The following is a 25,839-nucleotide window of genomic DNA, read 5'->3' as shown; positions in this document are numbered from 1 at the left end:
GCCCTATATTTATAACAAATGAAGCTAAAGTATTATATATCGTTCCTATTGCTGTTTTGCACCGGTGTGCTTTTTGCTGCCGATATAAGATTTACCGCATCGGTTAGTAAAACCGAAGTGGGCACAACAGAGCAGTTTGAAGTTACCTTTAGCTTAAGTGGTAATGGCGATAGGTTTACGCCACCGGCTTTTAACGGCTTTTTGGTGGTATCGGGCCCTAACGTGTCTCAAAGTATGAGCGTTATCAACGGCGCGTCGTCATCAAGCATGGCTTATAGTTATGAGCTCGTAGCCGTTAAACCGGGTACTTATACTATTGGGCCGGCTACTATAGTTGTTAACGGTAAAACGCTAAGCACACAGCCCATAAAAATAAAGGTAGTTAAAGGCACAACAGCAGCTTCGGCCCAACAAGCAGCCGCTGCACAACAACAGCAGCAACAACGGGCAGGAGGAGGGATTCAAAGTATCACATCGGGCCGGTCAAAGGATATTACCAAAGATCTGTTCATCAGGGCTGATGTTAATAAAACCAACGCCTACATTGGCGAGCAGCTTACCCTAAGCTACCGCCTGTACACACGCGTGGCGCTGGTGGGTAACGAACTGGAAAAAATGTCGGACCTGAATGGTTTTTACAGCCAGGAAATTAAAAGCGCCGACCCTACCGCTGTTCACTGGCGCATTGAAACCATAAAAGGGGTAAAATATAATGTAACCGAGATTAAGCAGAATATACTGTTTCCTGAGCATGCCGGTAATATTACAATCGACCCCATGATCATGAATTTTGTAGTGCGCGAAACTGCACCATCTGCCGATCCGTTCGATAATTTTTTCGGCGGTGGCAGCTTTAACGATGTTAAGTACAAGATTAAAAGTATCCCCGCGATTATCCACGTAAAACCACTTCCGGAAGCGGGTAAGCCAGCTGGTTTTGGCGGCGCGGTTGGTCGGTTCAGTATCCATACATCGGTAGATAAAAGTGAGCTGAAAGCTAATGAGCCGCTTAATTATAAGATAACCATAAGCGGCAAAGGAAACCTGAAGCTTTTGAAACCAATGGCGCCCGAGTTTCCGGCTGATTTTGAAAAGTACGACCCCAAAGTAACCGATACCATTACCGATAATGAAAACGGTGAATCGGGAACACGTGTTTACACCTACCTGCTGATACCAAGGCATGGTGGCAGTTTTAATATCGACCCTGTCAAATTCTCTTACTTTGATCTTTCGGCAGGTAAATATGTATCTGTACAAACCAAAGGTTTCCCGATAAAGGTTGCCAAGGGCGCCACAGAAAATAACGTAACCTCATTGGGCGATGCCGATAAACAGGACGTTAAATTACTGAATAAGGATATCCGCTATATTAAAACGGATGCCGACAATATTGCCAAAATTGGAGATGGTTTTTATGGCTCGCCATTATATTATTTTCTGTTGATTTTGGGCCCGCTATCGTTTGCCGGTGCGCTTGTTTACGGCAAATGGTACGAAGTGAGCAACAGTGATATAGTTAAAGTAAAAAGCCGTAAGGCTGGTAGAATTGCAGCCAAACACCTGGCCAGCGCCAAAGCGCAGCTAACGGCCAATAATAAAACTGCCTTTTACGAAAACGTGTTTAGAGGTTTGTATGGTTACCTGAGCGATAAGCTGAACATTGCAGCCGCCGATCTGAACCGCGAAAAAATTGCCACTGAACTAAAGGCCCGGTCTTTGGATGACACGAGCATCAACGAGTTGCTGGAAACCTTAGATTTGTGCGATATGGCCCGTTATGCGCCGGTTTCGGGTATTTCGGAACAACAGATGTTTGATAGGGCAAAAAACATGATCAATAACATTGAAGATAAAATATAACATGCTGAAGCGTTGTATATACCTGTTGCTCCTCATTGTATCGCCATTACTGGCTTTTAGTAATAACGATGCAACTGCTTTATTTAAGAAGGGGAACGACCTGTACCAAAAAACAAAATATAAGGAGGCTACAGCTATCTATCAAAAAATGGTGGATGACGGTTACCAATCGGCTGCCTTATATTTTAACTTAGGGAACACTTACTACAAAACCGGCGATATAGCCCCGGCTTTGCTATACTACGAAAAAGCGCGCAAGCTATCCCCGGGCGATGAGGATATCCGGGTTAATATTCAATTGGCTAATTCAAAAACTTCGGACAAAATTGACGAGGTGCCTGAATTTTTTATTCGCAAATGGTGGCATGGCTTTTTACTCGCTTTCTCCGCAAATATGCTGGCAGTACTCAGCGTATCACTTTTATTGGCGGCATCCGCTCTGCTTATTCTTTACCGTTTTACAGGCTCGGTAGGCATAAAAAAAGCATCGTTCTATTTGGCTACCGTATTATTGATCGTTGGGATCAGCGCTATCTTTATCTCCGGGCGGCAAGCCTATTATTTTGAGGCACATCATGAAGCCATTATTTTTAGCTCATCGGTAACCGTTAAAAGCGCGCCTGCAACTTCATCCAAAAACGTGTTTGTATTGCACGAAGGTACCAAGGTTAACATACTTGGAAGCAATAACAACTGGGTAAAAATTCGCCTGGCGAATGGCAACGAAGGCTGGATTGGTACCGGGGATGCAAAGGAGATATAAGCTCTTAGATACCGATCGTCATGCCGAATTTATTTCGGCATCCCATAGGACATGTCGACTCCATGCTACAGACTTAGCATGTGGGGTGCCGAAATAAATTCGGCATGACCCCGAGGCCACCCGGAAAGAGCAACAATTACGAGCTAATTAATAACTATACACCTTCACTCCACTCTCCAGCAAATTCATTACATCCTCTTCAGTGCCTGTGAATGGTCCGGATGATTCAATTTTGAAGCTGGCCATCGCGGCAGCAAACTCACCTGCCTGCTGAAATGATGAACCTTTTATGCGTTGATATAAATAGCCGGCCATATAGGTATCGCCACAGCCTGTAGCATCAACAACCGCGGTTGGGGTATAGGCCGGAATATTGTAAAAAACGCCATCGGTATAAACAACAGAGCCCATACTGCCCAAGGTAATTACTACTTCTTTAACACCCCAGTCGGCTAAAATGCGGGCGCCTTCAAAAATATCATTGCTGCCGGTAAGTACTTCAGTTTCGTACTCGTTGGCCTTCAGGATATCAACATAGCGTAAAGCCTCGCGTTTATCCGCCCAGTCAACCGCTACCACGTTGGTACCTTCAACTTTGCGCAAATAACCCTGCACATCTAAAGAAACACGACCACGGCTATGCAGCTCTTTGATGAGCTCAACAGGCATATCATCGGCCAGCAGCGGACCCAGGTGGAATATCTTAGCATCTATTTGCTGTAATTGCTCAACAGTAAAAGGATTGGCCTTTTGCAGCACCCGTTGGGTACGGTGGTCCTGGTTCTCAGAATAAATGTTTTCAAAATAAACAGAAAGACCGCCTACTGATGCATTTACTTTAATGCCTTTGGCGCGCATTTTTTCAACAACAACCATTTCGCTTTGGGCAAGGGTGGTTACCAGCGTATAGTTAACATCCATATTACGGATGGCATTTGAAAAATAAAAGGAAGTGCCACCGGCCATGTGTGCAACCGCGCGCGGTGTTACCACTTTATCTAATGTAATATGCCCTACGCAACAGATATCGTACATGCTTTTTTGTTTATTTTGAATGAGCCCTAACCAACCAGGAGCAAACCGCAAAGGTATGTAATATCAATGTTTAATTAATGTAAGGTTTTTAATACAGATAGAAAAATAAGGGCAGCTTAGTCTTTAAACGATATAGTGAATTTAGCACCCATGTTTAGCTTGCTTTCAAGTGCTATTTGCCCACCCAGGCTAATAATGTGGTTATATACAAGGTAAAGCCCTATACCTTTGCTATCATGGTGATGATGAAATTTTTGGTGGAAGCCAAAAACTTTATCTTTTACATTTTCCATATCGAAGCCCAGCCCGTTATCGGCAAATATTACCTGTTTGATGCCATTATTAACTCTTGAAGTAATGGTAATAACCGGAGGAACTTCCGGGCGGGCATATTTCAGGGAGTTGGTAATGAGGTTTAAAAAGATGCTTTCCAGGTAAGCTTTATTAAAGTTGATGGTAGCGACGGCGCTAAAATTAATATTTATGGTAACGTTTGAATGCTGCAGCAGTGAACTTAGCGAATGTAATACCGTATTTAATGACTCGTTAAGATCAAGTTCTTCTACATGCACGTTTAAGCTGTCTTTCAAACTCAAAGCATCTACATAATTATTTAACGTATCCTTCAGGCTTTCTGTAGCTAATTTCAACATGCCTATAAATTCAATAGTTTCCGCATCCTGGATCTTGGAAACATCCATGAGTTTAAATACGGATAATAAATTACCCACCGGCGATCGCAGATCATGCGATGTAGTATAGGTTAATTGTTTAAGGTCGTTGTTTATTTTAGTTAGATTAGTTATCAGCGCGTTGCGTTCTTCCTCTTGCTTTTTTTTATGGGTGATGTTTTTGGCAATGGCAAAAACCAGTTGCTCGCTGTCAACCGGCATCGATGTCCAGGCGAGCCAAACTATTTTGCCGCTTTTGGTAATATACCGGTTCTCGAAATTTAACAGGGGAATATCATGCGTAAGGTTATCCCTTTTTTTAGATGTGATATCGCGGTCTTCGGGATGTACAAAATCGTTTATCGGGCTGGCAAAAAGTTCTTCATTGGTGTATTCCAGTACAGTTGATACCGCAGTATTTATCTTTTTAAAATATCCATCGTAACCGGCAATGCAAAAAAGGTCAGCCGATAATTCAAAAAAGCGCTCGAAATTAAAATCCTTGTTCCCGATACCAAAACTATTCATGAGAGCCTGTTTATTACAGCTATCAGGGGTATATAGCTATTAGTGCAGTTTGGTTATACGGGGATGCGAAAAAAATGTTCATAACAATTGTGAAGAAAGAATTTAATACCGGGGTAAATTGTAACCGGGGCAGATGCCTAAATTTAAACATTGAATTTTCCGGTCCGGTATTTTGATAACGGCATAGCCTGAAAAAATAAAAGCCTCCCAACCTTGCGCCGGGAGACTTTCAACCTAAACCTTATCACAATTAAACCGGTAAGATTACCAGTTCATATATGGTTATACAATTACTATACCAAAGTTTATTTCTTAATGATTTTTTTACAAAAAGTTATTTAAAGTGCTTAAAAATAAATATTTATGATGTGTGAGTGTAATTAACTAATAAGCACTGTTTGTTTTGTAGTACACCATTTAACACACTTTATGCGTGTTTTGCAGTGTTTTTTCTGCGCAGGTAACTATCAGTTAAAAACAAAGCCAGCACCACATCAAATACCAAAAACCATTTAAATACCTGGCTGCTAAAAATACTGCCAGCGCTTGGTAGTTTTATACCTGCCGGCAGGTTAACTTTTACATTAGCCGCCGGAAAAGAAAAATGGATATTGGCTATAGTAAATACTAACAAAGCCAGTATGGTAAACACAAAGAAAGCGCCCACGCCAATGATAATGCGCTTATCAATAGCCGCTTTTAACGGCTGGCGTGCATTTTCTGTTCGGATAGTTTCCATTACATTATAGGTAAAGGCCATTGAGGGTTCATCAAGTTCCATGCTTGCAAACTCCTGGTTTAGCAACAGTAGTTCCTGGTATTTTTGGCTGTACACCTCATCCTGCTCAATAAGCCTGGCAATGGCGTCCTGCTCGGCTGGGGTGCAGGTGCCATCAATGTAATTCCAGAGTTTTTCTTCTATGGTGTTCATATCAATTCTTTAACCTCATGTTTTAAATTACGCTCCAGCTTCTCTTTCAAACGCTGGCGCGCCCTAAATAGTTTTACCTTAACCGTATTAGCCTCCATTCCCAGTGTTTGGGCAATTTCTTCTAAAGATTGCTCGCCCTTGTAAAATAAGGTGATAATGGTGGCATCATCGGGTAACAATTGCTCAATGGCCTGGTTCAGGTAAAATGATCGCGATTTATTTTCCACGTTATCGGCATCATAAGCCGACTCGTGGTTTTCTACCTGTATATAAGTACCCTCGTCATCTATTGAATCTGTGGCTACCCTTTTTTTCCTTAAAAATGTCATAGCTGTATGGTATACAATAGTATACAGCCATGTTGTAAATTTTGATTGCCCCTGGTACGCAGCCAGCGAGCGATATGCTTTTATAAAGCAATCCTGTGCAATTTCCTCAGCATCCTCCCGGCTTTTAGAAAAACGCATAGCCAGCGTAAATACAAAACGCTGGTGCCGCTTAACCAGGTCGGCATACGCCGACTGGTTGCCAGCCAGTGTCTGTTCTATAAGATCGATATCTGAAAGCTTGCTTTGCATGTGTTACAACCTCTATGACTACCGGGCTTTTATTTAGGTTACACCAAGATAAGGAAATATGTGCGGATGTGCAGATTTCAGATGTGCAGATAATGTTGTAAAAACCGAATCTTGCTGTAAATGGAGAAGGTCCGATATGCTTATGCCTTTTTTTCTCAACGGGGATCAAAAATCTGCACATCTGAAATCTGAAATTTGCACATCTGCATATTTGCACATCCGAGGCTCCGCCTTAATTTCTCCTGTTGAATAAAAACGAAGCGTAGTAAACCAGCGTAGCCAATGCGCTTATAGCGGCAACAACATAGGTCATGGCGGCCCACCATAGGGCATCTTTAGCCAGCTCCAGTTCTTCGCTTGTTTGTATAATGCTATAATTGTTGCTAAGCCAGGCCAGCGCGCGGCGGCTTGCATCAAACTCAACAGGCAGGGTAACAAAACTAAAAAAGGTAACCAATGCCAATGCGGCAACGCCCACCGCCAGTACAATAGGGTTATGGGCAAAAAACAGCAGCATTACACCAATGAACAATGTCCACTGGGTTAAGGTTGATGCCACATTGATAATCGGTACCATAGCCGAGCGGAAGCTCAACCAGCCATACGCCTGTGCATGCTGTACCGCGTGGCCGCATTCATGAGCGGCAACCGCGGCGGCGGCTATGCTCCGGCTGTAATAAACATCCTGACTCAGGTTAACTGTTTTTGTTTCGGGGTTGTAATGATCGCTCAGCTGCCCTTCCACACACAATACCTGCACATCAAATATGCCATGGGCGCGCAGCATCTTTACCGCTACCTCCTGGCCCGAAAGACCGGATAGCAGGCCGATCTCTGAATACTGTTTAAATTTACTTTTAAATCGCCACTGCACAATAAAACTCACTACGGCAATCAAAATCATCAATAGCCAGGCCGAATTATAGCTTATGTATCCAATAATTAACGATAAGTGATTCATATATTAAGTCAAAATTAAAAAGTCAAAATACCTTAATTCTCCACCGTCATTGCGAGGTACGAAGCAATCTCTTTGCTATACAGAGCGGACTGTGCAGGGCAGATCTGCCTGTGTAGAGATTGCTTCGTACCTCGCAATGACGTGTTCGCAAATAGTCTTTCAAGAACTCAATCTATATTACGTAACTTCAAGTACATGTATAACTACTCACAGTCAAAAATTATTCCGTTTCGTTGTTCATGTCAAAAGTAAATTCCCATTTGCAAGGCTTTTGAATTTGAATTTTTACTTTTGACTTAACATGTATTCATACTGGGAGCGTACCGCGTTTATTGACAATGCCGATGTGATCATCGTTGGTAGTGGTCTTGTTGGCTTAAGTGCCGCTTTGCATTTAAAAAAGCAGCAACCTGCTTTAAAGGTATTGGTTTTGGAGCGGGGCTTTTTACCATCAGGGGCCAGTACTAAAAACGCTGGTTTTGCCTGTTTTGGTACAGTGAGCGAACAAATTGAAGTAATAAACCGCTCATCAGAAGCCGAGGCTATGCGGCTGGTAGAGTATAAGTGGCGCGGCCTGCAGCGCTTAAGGCAAAACCTTGGCGATGCCCATATTGACTATCATCAATATGGTGGCCACGAGTTATTTATGGAGGATGAGGCCGAAGCTGCCAAAAAGGCTTTCGACCAGGTAGAAAACCTCAATAAACTATTAAAACAGGCTATAGGGGAGGCTGACATTTATGCAGTAGCTGATGAAAAAATTGCAGATTTTGGCTTTAATAAGGTAAGTCACATGATCTACAATCCGTTTGAGGGCCAGATACATACCGGTAAAATGATGCGTGCCTTATTATATAAGGTATACGAGTTGGGCGTACTGGTGCTAAACAATGTGGAGATCACTGCCATTGAACAGGAAGGCAAACACATCAGCCTGCAAACCACTCAAGGCGCTTTTAAAGCAGGAAAAGTAATCCTGGCCACCAATGCATTTGCCAGCCAGTTATATCCCGAGCTGAATGTTATTCCGGGCAGGGGGCAGGTATTGATCACCCGGCCGGTACCGGGTTTGAAGCTGAAGGGAACTTATCATTTTAACGATGGCTATTACTACTTCCGTAATATTGATAACCGGGTATTATTCGGCGGCGGCCGCAACCTGGATTATAAAGCCGAAGAAACCTGGGACTTTGGGCATACAGATGTTGTAAAGGAAAAATTAGTTAGCTATTTGAAAGATGTGATCCTGCCGAATCAGGAAGTGGAAATTGACTATTGGTGGAGCGGCATCATGGGTTTCGGCGAAGAGCTAAGCCCGATAGTAAAAGAAGTAAAGCCCGGTATTTTTTGCGCGGTTAGATGCAATGGCATGGGCGTGGCTATGGGAAGTTTAGTGGGAGAGGAAGTGGCGGAGCTGGTGATAGCTAATTGAAAGATTTGTCATGCTGAACGGAGTGAAGCATCTATTCACAGACTGTACAGGGCGAAGAAGCATGGTGAATAACAAATCCTTCACTCCGTTCCTGGATGACAAAAGGGATTATTTGCAAATCGTAATGTAGGAACGAAGTAATCAATCCTCCCTGTAAAGTTCGCGATTGCCACGCTGCGCTCGCAATGACATATAGGAGATATTACTTGATCTATATACTTAAAACAGCTCCACCAAACGTTCCAAAGCCATCCCTCTTGAGCCTTTGATCAGGATAGTTGAGCCGGTGATAGGGTTAGCTTTTAAGCCGGCAATGGCATCCTCGGCGGTAACATAAAATTGAGTTTTTTCGATTGTGGATTGTCGATGGTCCATGGATTGGGCAGCTGCAACAAAGTCTTTCCCTATAAAAATCCGTTCATCAACAGCTGTATCCAATGCTTTTTGCATTACTGAGGTATGTTCCACAGCTGATTCGGGACCCATCTCAAACATATCGCCCAGGATAAGTACTTTGCGGTTGGCTTCAAGCTTGCCGATGTTTTCTATAGCTACAAACATGCTGCTTGGGTTGGCATTGTAGTAATCACAAATAAGCGTGTTGGTAGCCGTTTTAACAATTTGCGACCGGTTGTTTGTAGGTTGGTAGCCTTCAATCCCGGCATTGATCTCTGCGGCTGATAATTTAAAATAGGTGCCGATTGTTATAGCCGCCAATATATTATGCAGGTTATAAGCCCCGGTAAGCTGGGTTTTTACTTTATAATTATCGCCCGTTTTATTGTTGGTCCACGCTAAAGTAAGCAGGGGCGAGTTTTCTATTAACTCACCACTAACCAGGTCGTCAACAGTGTTAGTTCCATAATAAACCACGTTATGCAATTGGCGTGCGTCTGCCATTTCAATTAAGGTATTATCGTCGCTATTGATGAAAACAGCAGTATCCGACTTTCGGACTTTCGGACTTTCGGACTCCAAAAAATAATCATACAATTCTCCTTTGCCCTTTTTTACACCCTCGATACCTCCAAAGCCTTCCAGGTGTGCCTTCCCTACATTAGTAATTAAGCCGTGGCTTGGTTGCGCAATGCTGCAAAGCAATTCAATTTCTTTTTGGTGATTGGCGCCCATTTCAATAACCGCCACCTGGTGCGAGGCATCTATAGTTAAAATGGTAAGTGGTACACCTATATGGTTATTTAAATTGCCTTGTGTGGCCTGGGTTTTAAAGTGTTGAGATAGTACAGCGTTGATCAGCTCCTTGGTGGTGGTTTTACCGTTGGTGCCGGTAAGTCCTATAACGGGAATATTTAATTGCCTGCGATGATAGCGAGCCAGATCCTGCAGGGTAGTTAGCACATCTGCCACCAATAAATATTTATCGCCCAACTGATATTCGGGATTATCTATCACAGCATAAGCTGCACCGGCTTCAATTGCTTTCGCGGCAAAGGTGTTTGCATCAAATTTATCACCCTTTAGCGCAAAAAAGAGACTGCCCGTACCTATGCGGCGGGTATCGGTACTGATAGCAGGGTGTTGCAGGTATAGCTGGTATAGTTGTTGGGTAGTGGTCATACTTAATCTGAACGCTTGATGGCGTTTGTATAACAAAGTTAAATTATTTCGTTTTTGTTCATCCAGCTTATTACGGCTTTAATTTCGCCGTAGCTGTAATCATCGCCCAAAATTTGTTTTAATGGCGATAACATCTCGCGGCCATAACTCTCCACGGCATCTTTAATAACGGGGATTTTTTCCTGGGATACGATTTCCAGGATATCTATTTCGCCCGATTCAATAAAATGGCTCAAATGACCTTCAATGGTCATGGGGGATAAGCCACGGGCGGCTGCAATTTCGGTTATACCTTTACCCTGGCGATACATGGTAAACGTTTCGGTACGGGTATCATTGGTTTTGCGTGTTTTCGGCGTCCGTTCTGCTTTTTGGGTTTTGGCCTTGCGTTCGCGTTTGGGCGATTTATAGGCTATCTTGGATTCCAGTCCTTTTTCTTTACAATAATCCTTAACCGGCTGTAATAATTCCCGGCCGTAACGGGCCAGTTTAATATCGCCAAAACCCGAGATTAAACGCAGCTCATCTAAGCTATGCGGCAGGAAGGTGGCCATTTCTAACAAGGTAGCATCAGATACAATGATGTAGGCTGGTACATTTTCTAACCGGGCAATATCGTTGCGTACGCTCTTTAAGCGGCTCAGCAGTTCGCTTTCATGCGGCGGCGCCTGCTCGTGGGTATGGGTTTCTTCTACTACCTCACTTTCAATAAATTCAACCTTTTGCAGACCTTTTAATACGGCAGCGCTTTTATGAGTTAGTTTTACTATAGGGTAACCGTCATCGGTAATGTGCAGGTAATCCATGGTGATCAGCTCGCGGATGTAGCGTTGCCAGTCGGGTTTGCTAATATCGGCACCAATGCCATAGGTTTTTAGCAGCTTATGCTCGTCGCGGATCTTTTCGGTTTTTGATCCGCGTAAAAAATCAATCACATAATTAACTCCAAAACGCTCATTTAACCTGGCCACTGCCGATAGTGCTTTTTGGGCTATCAGCGTACCATCAAAACGCTTAAACTCTGTTAAGCAAAAATCACATGAGCCGCAATTGGGCGGAAAAGCCTCATCAAAATAATTCATGAGGTACTGCCTTCTGCAAGCCTGCAGCTGGCAATATTTCACCATATCGTTCAGCTTGTTAAGCATGATACGGCTTTGGGCTTCGTTACCTTCAATGCGGGCAAAGTGCTGCAGCTTGCCTGCATCTCCCGGCGAATACAGTAGTAACGCCTCTGATGGCAGTCCATCGCGCCCGGCCCGGCCTGTTTCCTGGTAATAGCCCTCAATGTTTTTAGGCAGATCAATATGCACTACGTAACGCACGTTTGATTTATTGATGCCCATCCCGAAGGCAATGGTTGCCACAATGATCTTTACATCATCGCGTAAAAAAGCTTCCTGGTTCTTGACTTTTACCTCGTTGCTTAAGCCGGCGTGGTAGGCTTCGGCGGCAAAGCCCTCATCCTTAAGGTCGGCAGCCAGCTCCTCGGTTGATTTGCGCGACAAGCAGTATATAATGCCCGATTCGTCTGGTCGCTCATTCAAAAAAGCAATAAGCTGTTTAAAGCTGTTTTTTTTGGGGATAACCCGGTAAGTAATATTGGCCCGGTTAAAGGAGGATACAAATACCGCGGGTTTATGGAGATTTAATTTCTCCAGTATGTCTTTTTGGGTGAGCTTATCGGCAGTAGCGGTAAGTGCGATGACCGGCACATTGGGGAACTCGTTTTTTAGCTGTGCAAGCATCAGGTATTCTGGCCTGAAATCATGCCCCCATGACGAGATGCAATGCGCTTCGTCAATAGCTATTTGTACTACTGGCAGGGTCTTTAAAAAGGTGATCATTTTATTATCGCCGCCAAACAGTCGTTCGGGAGCTAAATAAAGCAGTTTTATCTGATTGTTTCTGAGTTGCTCAACCAATCGCCTTTGTTCATCGGGTTTTTGGGCCGAATTTAAAAATGCTGCCGGGATGCCACTAACATTCAGGCTATCAACCTGGTCTTTCATTAAAGCTATAAGTGGCGATATTACAATGGTAAGTCCGTTCAATAATACCGCGGGCAACTGGTAGCATAATGATTTACCACCGCCGGTTGGCATCAGCGCCATTACGTCCTGCTTGTTTAATACATGCTGAATAATAGCCTCCTGCTGGTGCCTGAACGCGCTATAACCAAAATACTTTTGCAGGGCCTGTAATGGGAGCATATTTAGATGTGCAGATTTCAAATTTTAGATGTGCAAATTACGAATTATAAGGCAGCTTGCTAAAATTTTTAGATTTTTTGTCTTGCCTGTAGTCTATCAATAATATAAAGTATCCAGGTAACAATGCAGTATTTTCGTATTCCTGGTTTGCCATTTAATTAGCTTAATATCAAAGGAGTTTTTTATCTTGAGCACAGAATCGCCATTTTGAATAATGGGAGAGGATCGTAAATCTGAATTGTTTAAACGTGTATTATAGTCTTTTAAATGAAATTCTGTTCCATTCACATGTATATATAAAGTTGACTTATCGTCGATTTTCAAGCTATCAACTTTGCCATTAAAATCCCACAAGAACACTTCATGTCGATGGATTCGGGCATAATCCTTAAATCCAAAATAGGCATAAATAAAAAAGCATCCCGCCAAAACACATAGTAAAATATAGAATTTTCTATACCTTTTGTTAAAACGTGCATCGTTCCAGTCAGTCATTTTGTGTTTTAATCAAAAATACACCACTCCGCTCATATTGTAACAATCAGCACATCTGCAATCTCGTATATCCGCACATTTGAAATAAATTCGCATATTAGCGTATCTCTTATCCTACACATATATTATGTTAAAAAAACATCTACTCCTTTTTGTTTTTGTCAGCTTTTTCTTTTCGGCCTTTGCCCAAAAAATACAATCGCCCGAAGAGTTCCTGGGTTATAAGCCGGGCGAACAGTTTACCCCGCATTACCGCATTGTTGAATACTTTAAATACATAGCCCAGGCATCTAAAAATGTAAAGCTGCAACAGTTTGGCACCACTAACGAAGGCAGGCCATTGCTGGCTATGTTCATCGCATCAGACGAGAACATTGGCAGGCTGGAAGAGATCCGTCATAATAACTTACGTGTGGCCGGGATAGAAAGCGGCCCCCTGCTGGCCAATGTGCCTGTAATTACCTGGTTAAGCTATAACGTACATGGTAATGAGCCGGCATCAAGCGAAGCAGCTATGTGGACCTTGTATGACCTGGTTGATCCGGCTAATACAACTACGCAGGCCTGGCTTAAAAATACGTTGGTTGTTATTGACCCCTGCTTAAACCCGGATGGGCGCGACAGGTATGTTAATTTTTATAATTCTGTACATGGTATTGTGCCCGATGCCAACCCAACATCGCGCGAGCATGCCGAACCATGGCCGGGTGGCAGGGTAAACCATTATTATTTTGACCTTAACCGCGATTGGGCATGGCAGCAGCAAAAGGAAACGCAGGCCCGTGTAGGTTTATTTAACCAATGGTTGCCGCAGGTGCATGTGGATTATCACGAGCAGGGATACAATGCCCCTTATTACTTTGCCCCCGCAGCAGAGCCATATCATAAAGATATTACGCAATGGCAGCGCGATTTCCAGGTTACCATTGGTAAAAACAACGCTAAATATTTTGACCAAAACGGTTGGATGTATTTTACCAAATACGAGTTCGACTTGCTTTACCCATCATACGGCGATACCTATCCCTTATATAACGGTTCAATAGGGATGACGTATGAGCAGGGGGGAATCAGCGCCGGTTTGGCGGTTGTTACCCGCAGCGGCGATACGCTTACATTGGTACAGCGTGTGGCCCATCACCATGCAACCGGCTTAAGTACTATAGAAACAGCATCGGCTAATGCGCAAAAGCTGAAAGATGAGTTCAAAAAGTTTTTTGATAATAGTCGGGCCAATCCTCCGGGCGAGTACAAAACCTATGTTATTAAAAACGATAACAATAATAAAATAAACGCCATGGCCAAATTGCTTGCCCGCAACGGTATTCAGTATGGTTTTGGATTAGGTAATAAGGCGGTAACGGGGTATGATTATATAACAGGTAAAACTGAGCAATATAATGTAGGGCCTAATGACCTGGTGGTAAACGCCTATCAGCCTAAAGCGGTGTTGCTGCATGTGTTGCTGGAGCCCAGGACTTTTATCCCGGATTCAAACACTTATGATATTACAGCATGGTCATTACCTTACGCCTTTGGTTTAAAGGCCTATGGTGTTAAAGAATCATTTAAACCGGCAAGTGCCGAATGGAGCATTGTGGCGCCCAAGCCTTTGGTAAATACACATGCGTATGCCTATGTATCGGCATGGCAATCTGTTGGCGATGTAAAATTTCTGGCTGCTTTGCTTAAAAAGAAGGTAAAGGTGCGTTACTCCGAAAAACCATTTGACGCGGCCGGTAAGCATTTTGCACCTGGATCATTATTAATAACCCGATCAGGAAATGACCGTGCCGATTTTGACCAGGCAGTTACCCAAACGGCGGCCGAGCTTAACCAGGAGGTTACGCCGCTGTCATCAGGGTTTGTTGATAAAGGATCAGACCTTGGCTCTGACGCGGTAAGGTATATTCGCCAGCCTAAAATTATGCTGGTTGCCGGCGATGGAGTAAACTCCGAAGCGATGGGAGAGGTATGGCACTTGTTTGAAGCACAGTTGGGTTATCCCATTAGCCTGGTTAGATACCAGGATATTGGCCGCACCCGTTTAGCCGATTTTGATGTGGCAATTTTTCCTGACGGCAGGTACGATGATTTCCCATCCGAGAAACTACAGAACTGGGTTCGCGATGGTGGGAAGCTTATAGCGGTAGATAATGCTGTAGCGTTACTGGTTGATAAGAAAGGGTTCCTGATAAAAAAGAAAGACGATAAAAAAGATGATAAGGATAAAGACAAAACCGTTAAAATATATGGTGACCGCGATCGTGACGCCATCCGTGGTATGATTCCCGGCGCCATTTTTAAACTTAACCTTGATAACACCCACCCGCTTGGTTTTGGTTTACCCAATTATTACTATTCATTAAAGCTTAACGATGATATATATGAGCTGTTTGGCGGCGAGGACGGCTGGAATGTTGGCACTATTAAAAAGGATAGCTATGTATCCGGCTTCGCGGGTGCGCAGGCCAAACAAAAGATCAATAATGGGCTGCTGCTTGGTGTTCAATCCATGGGCCGCGGGTCTGTAGTGTATATGGTTGACGATCCGTTGTTCCGCAGTTTTTGGGAAAACGGTAAGCTGCTGTTTTGCAACGCGGTGTTTATGGTAGGGCAGTAGAGCTAAGCCCCCCAGCCCCCTAAAGGGGGAGCTTTTTGATTTGCATGTTGGCAATTAGATAAGGACATATGTGACAAAAAGCCAAACGGCCTTGCTTAGTAATAAGCAAGGCCGTTTGGCTTTCAAGCTCCCCCTTTAGGGGGCTGGGGGGACCTAATTATTTCCCTTCACTCTTCCTTTTTCATCATCTGCGCCGCTGCGGTGTTCGCGCGATTTGATTGAGCTGTTGCCGAAGTTGTAAGTTAACGTAAGGCGACCCACACGGCTATCGTTCCTTTGTTTAATATCAAAGTTGTTGTTGAGCGCATGGCTGCTCAGGTCATTGCGGCGGATGTTGAAAACATCATCACAGGCCAGCTTAACATTAAGTTTCTTATCCATGAATGATTTGCTTACGCCCAAATCAACAGAATAGCGAGGCCTTATTTTATATATGCCGTAAGTTAATGGCGATTGGTAGTCGCCCATTACCTCTAAACGGTAGCCGGCAAATTTAAATGTTTGCGTTGTTCTGCCCTGGAAAGCTGCCCGGCCATCATTAAAATTGAAGCCTGCAAGCGTATCTGATTTAAAGCCGAGATAAAACCCGGTAAGGTTAACGTTGCCTTCCCACCATTTAGTAATGGTAAAGGGGGTGTTTATATTAATGTTATACCCGGTTTGTGTTTGCAGGTTTTGGTGAGTTTCAAATGTTTTTTGTCCTTCTGTAAGTATCAGCTCGGTAATGGCATCTGTAGTATGGCTGTAGCCAAGGCTTACATTTACAGTGTGGTTATAGGTATAATTAAACTCAAAGTTTTGTGTGTATTGTGGCTTAAGGAACGCGTTACCCTGCGAAAAGGTAATAGGGTCAAGGTAATAGATGAAGGGGTTAAGGTCATCATAACCCGGGCGGTCAATACGGCGGCTATAGGAGAAGCTGATCTCGTTTTTATCATTTAATGTGCGGTTGATAAACACACTTGGAAAAAAGTTTAAATAGCTGCGGGTTACCGGCGTGCTGCCTAATAAATTGCCGTTTGATTTGGTTTGTTCGGCGCGGAGGCCCAATTGGATAGATGCTTTTTTGAATTGTTTATTCAGGTTGATATAGCCCGCGGTAATTTTTTCGTCGTAAATAAAGCGATTGGTTCTGGAAGCATCAAGCCCATATAAATTGGTAATGCTATCCTGTTTTTGCGCCTGCAGGTCGTTATCGGTTTTTACATTACTGTATTTTGCACCAACTTCAAGCTTTATGGTTTTGGTTAAGGGTTTGGTATAATCAATCTTGGCTGTATATATAGTTATAGTTGATGGCGTTTGGTTGCTAAGGTTTAAAGGGGCATGCTGTTTGGTTCCATCTTGTTTAAAATAGTTTGTATAATAAAACGCGTTGGAGTTGTTTCTGAACTTGGAATAGTCAAGGTCGATACCTAACTCCTGTCCGCTGGTATCAATCTTAAGCCTGTCGTTAAGGTTAAGGGCAAAGTTTTTATAGGTTTGTTTTATTAAAGATGTAGTGCGCAATGATGAATCGGCAACGCCAAATTGTTTGCCAAAAATAGTAGATGTGCTGTTGTTGTCTGTACCGCCGTTGGAGTAGCCGCTTACCACAAAACCAATGGCATGTTTGGGGGTAAGATCATAATCGGCGCCCAGGCGATAGTTATTATAATGATTTGAGCCCGGCATGTGCGAATCCTGGTTAATATAGGTTTTATCCCCTTGTGCATCAGTAGCCACACGGTCAAGCAGCAAATCATGCCCCCGCTTGCTATCCCCACGACTAAAAGTGCCAAACACATTTAAATTACCATCTTTATGATTAAGGTTCAGGCTGCTGTTATCTCTCCAGTACTTGCCTTTGGCAGCACCAACAGTAATACTACCATTTGTACCCGACTGCGTATTCTTTTTTAGTTTGATATTAATGATACCCGAGTTGCCTGCTGCATCATATTTAGCCGATGGGTTGGTGATGATCTCGATAGATTTAATGGTATTGCCGTCTGTGGAGCGCAACAAGGTTGCCAACTGTGCGGCAGTTAGATAAGTGAGTTTGTCGTTAATCATTACGGTTACACCCTGTTTGCCTTTAAGGCTGATGTTATCATCTTTATCAACAGTAACGCCCGGGGCCCTGGCCAGTATCTCCATAGCGGTATTGCCTGCGGCAAGTACGCTGCCTTCCACATTCATTACTGTACGGTCAATCTTACGTTCAATCAAAGGTTTGCTAGCTGTGATACTAACTGTTTTTAAAGCGTTGGTACCTTGTTGCAGGTTTAAAACCGGTACCGATATGTGAGCCGATTTTTCGGTAACAGTAAAGGGTTGACTTATTGCTTTTGCATAGCCAACCACGGTAGCCTTTATCAGGTATTTGCCGGTTGGAACCTTATCAAAGGAATAAACACCGTTATCATTACTTAAAGCACCCTTCACTATGGTTGAATCTGATGCGTTGATGATGCTCACGCTGGCAAAATCAAGAGGTTTACCCTGGTCATTTACAAGGGAGCCGGATACTTTGGCGCTCCCGGTTTTGCCGGTTTGGCCAAAAGATACACCCCAGCTGATAACTACAAGCAGGAGGGTATATAATATATGATTGATTTTAGTTTTCATTTGTATGTTTTTAAAAAGTTTGGGCAATAAAAAGCCGTTAAGGAAAATGCTTCCTTTTAAAAATTGTGTAAATAAGTATGAGCTGTTTTGGCGTTTAGCCTTAGGGGTGGTTAGTAATTATAATGTATAAGCGGTTTGTTTCATAGTGTATCAGTTTAAGGGGCGATAGCGATGTTTTACCCTGATAGGCCCCGGTCTGTAATTTGTGTGCGTTTTTGTATAAGATGCACATTAGGGGTAATTGGTTACAGAGAAATTAAACTTTTTAATGCAGGGAAGATATTTTTAGCTATGTCTATAATGACAGCCTGGCCTAAAGGGCGGTTACTACCGGCTGAGATTAAAGCGGTTGAATTAGCAGGAGTTGGATTGGCGGCGTTGAATGTAATGCTGTAAAAAGGAATAATAAGCCCGCTAAATAATAGCAGGCTTATATATTTTATTAGTGTTCTCATGAGGTTGTAATTGAGCCGATTACTATTGACCGGAATTTTTGATGCTATCTACAAGCTCTTGTTTCCTGAGGCTATCAATAGTTGCTTGCGGAACAGGAGGGATTTTACACTCCAGGCCATTAGCCGTCATTACGAATACCGAACCATTAGGATTGGATGGCTTATTGCTTTGGCCGCAATCATATAGGTTAAAGCCCATGTTCCTGTCAAGCTTGCCATCAATAACCAGGGTAGCGTTCAAGGGAACCTTAAGGGTGATATAAACCTTTTGGCCGCGCCATTTTGATCCGGCCAATCTTTCCAAACGACGGTCGAATTTTAATACAGAATCTTTTTGCGTAAAACGATAGCTGATGTTTCTCGCATTGATCAGGGCATCTTCATCATCGCGGCCCCTTGCAATAAATGATTCAACCAGCACGGGTTGTGGTACATCGCTTTTTTCTACATTGATGTTCACTGGGTCTGTGGTGCCAAAATCATCGTTGCCATTAAAATCATCATCTAAAATTATCATGCCATTAAAACGCTCCTTGATACGCAGGCGGGTACTATCTTCATTGCTTAAATACTTGGCATCATTAAGTTGCAGGTAATAGGTGTTGTTGGGAGTTGCTTTAATGTTAACAGTCTTGCTCATTTTTGCGCCTTGCCTGAAATCGGCAGAAGCCCTTACACCGTAGTAAACAACAGCGCCCAAAGCGGCCAGCCATACGCACAATAGGGTGGTGCCAATGGTGCGGTTAAATGAGGAGTTTTTAAATAAGAAACCTATTATTACCAGTATAATTGAAAACAAAGGTATTGCCAGCAATAAAAAGCCCCCTGTAATAAATATCACACTGGTTTCCTGGTTAACAAAGTTAAACGGAGGGATATGGTATATATCTGTTTTGCCAAAGGCAATGAGCCCGACAACAGCAACAATAAGCGCTACAGCAAGACCGAAGCAAGCAAGTAAAATTGCGCCGGCTATCAATTTACCAATTAAACTGCCGGCTCCTCTTAAAAACACGCCCAGGTGATAAAAAAAATCGCTTATAAAATCACGGGTTTTGTAAACAAATGGCTTGGCTTCATGCTTAAAATTGTGCAGGTTTTCTTTTACGGTGCTCAATTCGTCTTCAAAGTTCTTTTTAAAGCCTTTCAAATCCTGTTTTTCACCTTTCATGGCCATCCTGTCGGCACGGGTGATTGCTTTGGGTACTACTATCCATAATATGGCATATAGGAAAAATCCGGTTCCTGCTACACAAAACGAAATAGCAAACGCCAGCCTTACCCAAACTGCCGGTATATCAAAATAATTGGCAATACCTGCTGCAACGCCGCTCACCAAATGATCGTCAGGGTCGCGGAAAAGCCTGCGGCGTTCCGTATTATAGGAGTAGGAATTGTTGCCCGGTGCTTTTGCATCGTTTTCGGCAAATTCAAAGTCCTCCACGGTGCCCATTTGCTCAACAACCAGGTTAACATCCTGCTCAACAATAACTTGTTTGCTTTGGCTTGCTAAAATCTCGTTAAACATTTCTGCAATTCGGTTTTCGATGTCGGTTGTGATCTCCAGACTGTCTTCCGAGGTAGAAAAATGACGCTTTACATCAGTCATGTAAAGTTTAAGTACGTCGTAAGCACCCTCTTCGATGTGAAAAACGGTACCGTTTATGTTAATTATGATTGTTTTGTTCATGATGCGTAATAATTTCAGGTTTTTTTATTTTCTGTCTCCAATGGCCGTTTGCACGGCATAAACTAATTCTTGCCAGGTTTTATCCAGCTGTTCCAGCACGTTTTTGCCCTCTTCAGATAGTACATAATACTTTCTCGGGGGGCCTGAAATCGACTCGACCCAATTGTAAGTGAGCAGGCCATTGTTTTTTAAACGGGTTAATAATGGGTACAGAGTACCCTCAACTACAAGCAGTTGGGCTTTCTTAAGTTCAGCAATTATGTCTGATGCATATGTTTCGCCCTTGGCTATAATGGAAAGAATGCAGTACTCCAGTATGCCCTTCCTCATTTGGGTTTGTGTGTTTTCAACGATCATAATACAAAGATATATGTTTTGGATTGTATTATGCAATACATAGTACTAAAATTATTAAATTTTATTATTAAACATGCTTTTTTTAAAAAAAAGTCATCTTTTTTAAGAAAATACTTGACTTTTTGATAACGTAACATTACTTTTAACATTAATTAACTATTAACTGATCTTATTATTAACAAAATGAAAAAACTTCTACTAGCAAGTTTGTGCTTTCTGTTGTTATGCCTAACGCAGGTTTATGCACAAAACCGTACAGTAACAGGTACGGTTACGGCCAAAGATGACGGCCTACCAATTCCGGGAGTATCAGTAAAGGTAAAGGGCACCTCCAGTGGTACCCAGACCAACGCTGCCGGAAAATTCTCTCTAAGCGTTCCTTCGAGCGCGGTACTTACTTTCTCTTTCATTGGTTACAACACCCAGGAAGTTTCAGTTGGTACAAAATCCTCATTTGATGTTGTGCTATTGAGCGCTAACAGCCAGTTGAATGAAGTTGTTGTAACTGCATTGGGTATCCAAAGGCAGGCAATATCTTTGGGTTACTCAACATCAAAGGTTTCTGGTAAAGATATTACCCAGGCAAAACCAATCAGTGTTATAAACGGCTTAACCGGTAAAGTATCGGGTTTGCAGGTTAACACTGTAAACAGCGGTTTATTTGCACCAACACGTGTAACTTTACGTGGTAACAGGTCATTAACCGGTAACAACCAACCTTTGTATGTAGTTGATGGTGCTATCTTCTATAGCGATATCAGCACACTTAACCCGGAAGACATTGCCGAAACCAACGTATTGAAAGGTTCAAGTGCGTCGGCTGTTTATGGTTCTGATGCATCAAACGGTGTAATCATCATCACTACTAAACACGGTGCTAAAGGAACTTCTTCATTAACGGTATCTTCTACAGTACAGGCTGAAAAAGTTTCTTACATTCCTGAGTATTCAGGCCGTTTTGGTGCCAATGGTGGTGAAAAAGAGGTTTTTGATTTTTCAGACCTTTCCTACTATATTCCTTACGAAAACCAAAGTTATGGTCCGGAATATAATGGAAAGTTAGTTCCGCTTGGCCGTCCGTTCCCTGATGGTTCTGTTGAAATGGTTCCTTACTCTGCTGTAAAAAATCAAAAGAAAGATTTTTTTGATACAGGTATTACAACCCAGCACAACTTCTCTTTTAACTCTGGTGATGAAACAGGTAGTTTCTACATGTCAGGCCAGGATGTAAAAAGTAAATCTGTTATGCCTAAAGATGAAGGCCGCAGAGATGTATTCCGTATAGGTGGTGATAAAAAATATGGTATATTTTCAACTCAATACTCTGTTGCTTATACTTACTTAACTACCAATAAAACCAACACCGGTACCGTTTATAATGACTTGTTAGAGTCTCCTCTTAATGTTCCTATAAGAGATCTGTTAGATCCTACAAGTAAATACGGTACTCCTGATTCTTATTATAATGATTATTATATCAGCCCGGGCCAGATGATTCAGCAACAAAGAAATTTGAACACTGAGAATCACATCCAGGCTAACTTGCAGTTAAATTTAAAATTAGCCAAATGGCTTAATGTATCTTACCGCACCTCTATTGATAACAATAGCACAAGGGGCGAGTATCATGATGCAGGTATCTCTTTCAGCGATTACACCCGTAACGTTGGCGAAAATATTTACTATCCAAATAATTCAGGTGGTATTGATACTATTGCTGATGCCGGTCATAAAGCAAGCGCAACAAACACCCTTCCACAATTCGGAACTTATAACTTGAACAACATTTTATACAGCTCTGATTTCCTTGTTGCATTTAATACCAAACTTCCACATGACTTTAAATTGAATGGTACCTTAGGTGTTGCTTATTTAGATAATAAGATCACTTATACCCCAATCAACAATGGTCCGTTAAACTTCTTGCCATATAACACTTCAAACTTTGCATCTGTTGCAAACGTTAACGGTCAGGCAGTTGCCCAGGCCCGTAAATTAGGTTACTTTGGTGAAGCAACCTTAGGTTATAAAACTTACGCGTTCTTACACGGATCATACAGAACGGATTTAGATACCAGGTTATCAAAAGCTAACAAATACATCCCTTATTATGATATCGATGGATCGGTAGTTTTAAGTGAGATCTTTAAATCTATAGCTGATAACGATTACCTTAACTTTATTAAAATACGTTACGCGCATTCATTAACAGGTAACGCTTCGCCTTTGGCTAACGGATCACAGTATATCGCTTTTGGTGCTTATTCAACTTTGCCAACCATTGCTTTGGCTGGTGGTTTCCCATACAGCGCAAGTGGTATCTCTGGTTATTCATTAAATACCAGGATTGCTAATCCTAACATCAAACCAGAAAAAGTTACTGAAGACGAAGTTGGTTTAGACCTGGGCTTCCTTAAAGACAGGTTAACTTTAACTGCTTCTGCTTACAAATCACATACTACTGATGGTATCGTTACTGCATCTATTTCACGTGCATCAGGTTTCGTGTCTGCGTTGTTAAATGCTGCTAATTCTGAAAATAAAGGTTTTGAGCTTGATTTGCATGGTACTGTGATTAAATCACAAGCTGTTACCTGGAATTTGGGTGTTAACTATACCAAGCAAAAAAGCAAGGTTAACAGTATAGTAGGTGGTGTTAAAGAACTACAAATCGGTAGCAGCATTAACGCAAACGGTGTACTTGTAAATTCAGCAAACCAGGCCTCATTTGCTATAGTTGATCAGCCTTATCCATCCCTTAAAGGTTATGACTGGAACCGTGATCCTGCTTCAGGAAAAGTAATTGTTGATGCCAATACTGGTTTACCAACAAGAGCTGCTACTCCAAGCATATTAGGTAACACAAACCCTACAGACCTTTTAGGTTTTACATCATCATTAACTTACAAAGGCTTTACTTTAAACTTAACGGTTGATTACAGAAGCGGTTACAAAGTATTTAGCCAAATTGGTAACACTTTGGATCACTCTGGTGTTGGTATTACTACTACACTTACTGGTCGTCAGCGTTTTGTTTTCCCGAACTCTGTTTACAAAAATGCAAGCGGAAGCTATGTTGATAACACCAACATCCTTACTCAGGATGGTAACTTCAACTTTTTCCCAACAACTTACTTAGGTGTTGATGCTAACTATGTAATTAGCGCGGCTGCCTGGAAATTAAGAGAAGCATCTTTGGGCTACTCATTCCCTAAAGCATGGTTAAGAGATTTTAAATTCATTAAAAACGTGAATGTGTCAGTTTCTGGTCGTAACTTGTTAATGTTCCGTCCATCAACTAACAAATGGAGCGATCCTGAGTTTAGCGAAGATACCAGCAACGCTGTTGGTAGAAGCTCTGTAAACCAAACTCCTCCAACCAGAATATTCAGCGGTACATTAGCTGTAACTTTTTAACAAAGAAATTGAAATGAAAATGAAAACGACAACAATATTTAAGCGAAAAGTAACCTTGGGTTTGCTTTTCACAGCTGTGATATTTACGGGTATAGTGGGATGTAAAAAGGGAACATTTGATATCAATGATGTAAACCCTAACGCGCCAGCCGCGGCGCCAGCTAAATATACGCTAAGCTCGGCATTGGTAGGTACTACCAATTTAGTACAGGGTGGTAACTCCGATGTTTTTGAAAACTGGATGGGTTACTGGACTCAAAGCGGTGGTTTTACTTCAAGTACCACTTATGTACTTTACCAGTTAACCAGCAACAACTTTACAGGTAACTTTGATAACGCTTATTTAAACTTATCAAACTATAACCTGTTAATAAAAACAGCAAGCAAGGATCCTACCCTGGCTTACTATAAGGCTATTGCAACCATCATGCAATCATACGTTTATCAACGTTTGGTTGATATGTATAACAGTGTGCCTTACTCACAGGCTTTAATTATTAACAGCACTTTTTCATACAAATATGATGAGCCTCAGTCTATCTATAACAGCATTACTGCTAAATTGGATTCGGCTGTTACAATAATTAATTCTAACCTTAACAACCCCTTGTCAACAGCTGTATTTCCGCTGAACTATGATGTAATGTTTGGAAAAGGTTTTACCGCTACAGATTCAAGAGGTAAAGACGAAATGCAAAACTGGATTAAGTTTGCCAATACATTGAAACTTAAACTTTACATGCGCCAAACAGAAAAAGGCAGCCCTGCTGTTGCCCCTGCAACTGCATTTAGCGGTTACACTGCCGCCAGCTTTTTACCTGCAGGTACAGATGCATCTGTAAATCCAGGTTATTCAAATGCTGCTGATAACCAGTTAAATCCGTTTTATTTAGATGTAATTGGAAATGCACAAGCTTCAAATGGTACCAATACCACTTACTGGCGTGCAAATTCATACGGTGTTAATTTTTACAAAAACAATAATGACCCCCGGTTAGGTTATATCTATATCCCAACTAAAGGTTCAGGTGGCGTAGCAACAGATCCTGCCATGGTTCAGGGCAGGGCTTATGGAAGCACAAGCGGTACAGAATCAAATACGGTAATTTCTGCTATATTAGGTACAGGTTACAATGCAGGTGGTACTACACCTAAAGGACCAGGCCAGGATGCTGTATTACTTCCAGCTTTTGAAAGCTTATTTTTACAGGCTGAAGCGATACAACGTGGTTATTTAACATACTCTACTGCTACAGAAGTATACAATGCGGCTGTTGCAGAATCATTCAGGTTTCTTGGTGTTGCAAATTCTGCTGCTGCTGCTGCTACTTACACCGGTCAGGCCAATAACTTAACAAACTACGGTACTTCACCAAATAAATTAACAACATTGATTACCCAAAAATGGGCAGCCTTAAATTCTGTTGATCCATTAGAGTCATACAGCGATTGGAGAAGATTAGGTATTCCAGCAGATCTTCCGGTTTCTATTTACCCAGGTAATACTGCAACTCACATCCCGTATCGTTTGCCTTACCCTGTTAATGAAACCACGCTTAACGGAGCCAATGTTCCAGCTGGTGGTTCGGGTACTGATGCTTTAACATCCAAAATATTCTGGATGAAATAAGCCTGGTGC

17 protein-coding genes are annotated in these 25,839 nt (G+C 42.3%); 6 read left to right on the top strand and 11 right to left on the bottom strand.

Going from position 1 to position 25,839, the window contains the following annotated elements; all coding sequences use genetic code 11:
- The first annotated feature begins 18 nt into the window (after nucleotides 1–18).
- Together AC1DYB_RS10085 and AC1DYB_RS10080 are read left to right on the top strand one after the other, a co-directional pair.
- Nucleotides 19–1,863: a BatD family protein gene (locus AC1DYB_RS10085; RefSeq protein ID WP_477434578.1), complete on the top strand. Its 1,845-nt coding sequence runs from the start codon at nucleotides 19–21 to the stop codon at nucleotides 1,861–1,863.
- Between the two features lies 1 nt (nucleotide 1,864).
- A complete protein-coding gene (locus AC1DYB_RS10080; protein ID WP_477434576.1) occupies nucleotides 1,865–2,626 on the top strand; it encodes a tetratricopeptide repeat protein in 762 nt (253 codons plus the stop codon).
- 147 nt (nucleotides 2,627–2,773) lie between these two features.
- On the opposite strand, the gene AC1DYB_RS10075 is transcribed toward AC1DYB_RS10080, so the two are convergent.
- From AC1DYB_RS10075 to AC1DYB_RS10055, 5 genes are all read right to left on the bottom strand, one after another.
- Nucleotides 2,774–3,661 (bottom strand): PfkB family carbohydrate kinase, encoded by an 888-nt coding sequence (locus AC1DYB_RS10075; RefSeq protein ID WP_477434574.1) that lies wholly within the window; start codon nucleotides 3,659–3,661, stop codon nucleotides 2,774–2,776.
- Between the two features lie 116 nt (nucleotides 3,662–3,777).
- Entirely contained in the window at nucleotides 3,778–4,860 is a 1,083-nt protein-coding gene (locus AC1DYB_RS10070; protein WP_477434572.1) for a PAS domain-containing sensor histidine kinase, read from the bottom strand.
- A 427-nt stretch (nucleotides 4,861–5,287) separates the two neighbouring features.
- Nucleotides 5,288–5,791, bottom strand: a complete 504-nt coding sequence (locus tag AC1DYB_RS10065; protein WP_477434570.1) for an anti-sigma factor — start codon at nucleotides 5,789–5,791, stop codon at nucleotides 5,288–5,290.
- Nucleotides 5,788–6,369 carry an RNA polymerase sigma factor gene (locus tag AC1DYB_RS10060; RefSeq protein ID WP_477434568.1) on the bottom strand — a complete coding sequence of 194 codons (582 nt, stop codon included), beginning with the start codon at nucleotides 6,367–6,369 and terminating at the stop codon, nucleotides 5,788–5,790. Before AC1DYB_RS10060 ends, AC1DYB_RS10065 begins: the two co-directional genes overlap by 4 nt.
- 232 nt (nucleotides 6,370–6,601) lie before the next feature.
- Nucleotides 6,602–7,330 (bottom strand): zinc metallopeptidase, encoded by a 729-nt coding sequence (locus tag AC1DYB_RS10055; RefSeq protein WP_477390796.1) that lies wholly within the window; start codon nucleotides 7,328–7,330, stop codon nucleotides 6,602–6,604.
- A gap of 301 nt (nucleotides 7,331–7,631) precedes the next feature.
- Here AC1DYB_RS10055 and AC1DYB_RS10050 point away from each other — a divergent pair, with 301 nt between their 5' ends.
- Nucleotides 7,632–8,762 carry an NAD(P)/FAD-dependent oxidoreductase gene (locus tag AC1DYB_RS10050; RefSeq protein WP_477434566.1) on the top strand — a complete coding sequence of 377 codons (1,131 nt, stop codon included), beginning with the start codon at nucleotides 7,632–7,634 and terminating at the stop codon, nucleotides 8,760–8,762.
- A 219-nt stretch (nucleotides 8,763–8,981) separates the two neighbouring features.
- Here the strand turns inward: AC1DYB_RS10050 and AC1DYB_RS10045 are convergent, their stop codons facing one another.
- A complete protein-coding gene (locus AC1DYB_RS10045) occupies nucleotides 8,982–10,340 on the bottom strand; it encodes a UDP-N-acetylmuramoyl-tripeptide--D-alanyl-D-alanine ligase (protein ID WP_477434564.1) in 1,359 nt (452 codons plus the stop codon).
- A gap of 38 nt (nucleotides 10,341–10,378) precedes the next feature.
- Nucleotides 10,379–12,553: a DNA helicase RecQ gene (gene recQ, locus AC1DYB_RS10040; RefSeq protein ID WP_477434562.1), complete on the bottom strand. Its 2,175-nt coding sequence runs from the start codon at nucleotides 12,551–12,553 to the stop codon at nucleotides 10,379–10,381.
- A 622-nt stretch (nucleotides 12,554–13,175) separates the two neighbouring features.
- Between recQ and AC1DYB_RS10035 the strand changes: the two genes are divergently transcribed.
- Nucleotides 13,176–15,671, top strand: coding sequence for a M14 family metallopeptidase (locus AC1DYB_RS10035; RefSeq protein WP_477434560.1), 2,496 nt, complete (start codon nucleotides 13,176–13,178; stop codon nucleotides 15,669–15,671).
- A 153-nt stretch (nucleotides 15,672–15,824) separates the two neighbouring features.
- On the opposite strand, the gene AC1DYB_RS10030 is transcribed toward AC1DYB_RS10035, so the two are convergent.
- The 4 genes from AC1DYB_RS10030 to AC1DYB_RS10015 all read right to left on the bottom strand — a co-directional run bounded on the left by AC1DYB_RS10030 (nucleotide 15,825) and on the right by AC1DYB_RS10015 (nucleotide 20,783).
- Entirely contained in the window at nucleotides 15,825–18,281 is a 2,457-nt protein-coding gene (locus AC1DYB_RS10030; protein ID WP_477434558.1) for a TonB-dependent receptor domain-containing protein, read from the bottom strand.
- Between the two features lie 245 nt (nucleotides 18,282–18,526).
- Entirely contained in the window at nucleotides 18,527–18,736 is a 210-nt protein-coding gene (locus AC1DYB_RS10025) for a hypothetical protein (protein ID WP_477434556.1), read from the bottom strand.
- Between the two features lie 22 nt (nucleotides 18,737–18,758).
- Nucleotides 18,759–20,426, bottom strand: a complete 1,668-nt coding sequence (locus AC1DYB_RS10020; RefSeq protein ID WP_477434554.1) for a PspC domain-containing protein — start codon at nucleotides 20,424–20,426, stop codon at nucleotides 18,759–18,761.
- 24 nt (nucleotides 20,427–20,450) lie between these two features.
- Complete coding sequence (locus AC1DYB_RS10015) at nucleotides 20,451–20,783, bottom strand: PadR family transcriptional regulator (protein ID WP_295720482.1); 333 nt, start codon at nucleotides 20,781–20,783, stop codon at nucleotides 20,451–20,453.
- Between the two features lie 183 nt (nucleotides 20,784–20,966).
- Between AC1DYB_RS10015 and AC1DYB_RS10010 the strand changes: the two genes are divergently transcribed.
- On the top strand, nucleotides 20,967–24,200 hold the full coding sequence (locus tag AC1DYB_RS10010; protein WP_477434552.1) for a SusC/RagA family TonB-linked outer membrane protein: 3,234 nt from the start codon (nucleotides 20,967–20,969) through the stop codon (nucleotides 24,198–24,200).
- A gap of 19 nt (nucleotides 24,201–24,219) precedes the next feature.
- The gene (locus AC1DYB_RS10005; protein WP_477434550.1) at nucleotides 24,220–25,830 is read left to right on the top strand and encodes a SusD/RagB family nutrient-binding outer membrane lipoprotein; all 1,611 of its coding nucleotides are present in this window, start codon (nucleotides 24,220–24,222) and stop codon (nucleotides 25,828–25,830) included.
- Nucleotides 25,831–25,839: the final 9 nt, after the last annotated feature.

Source organism: Mucilaginibacter sp. P2_A4 (genome assembly GCF_056405015.1).
Note: the sequence above shows the minus strand (reverse complement) of the source record. Positions and strands in the feature narration are given on the sequence as shown.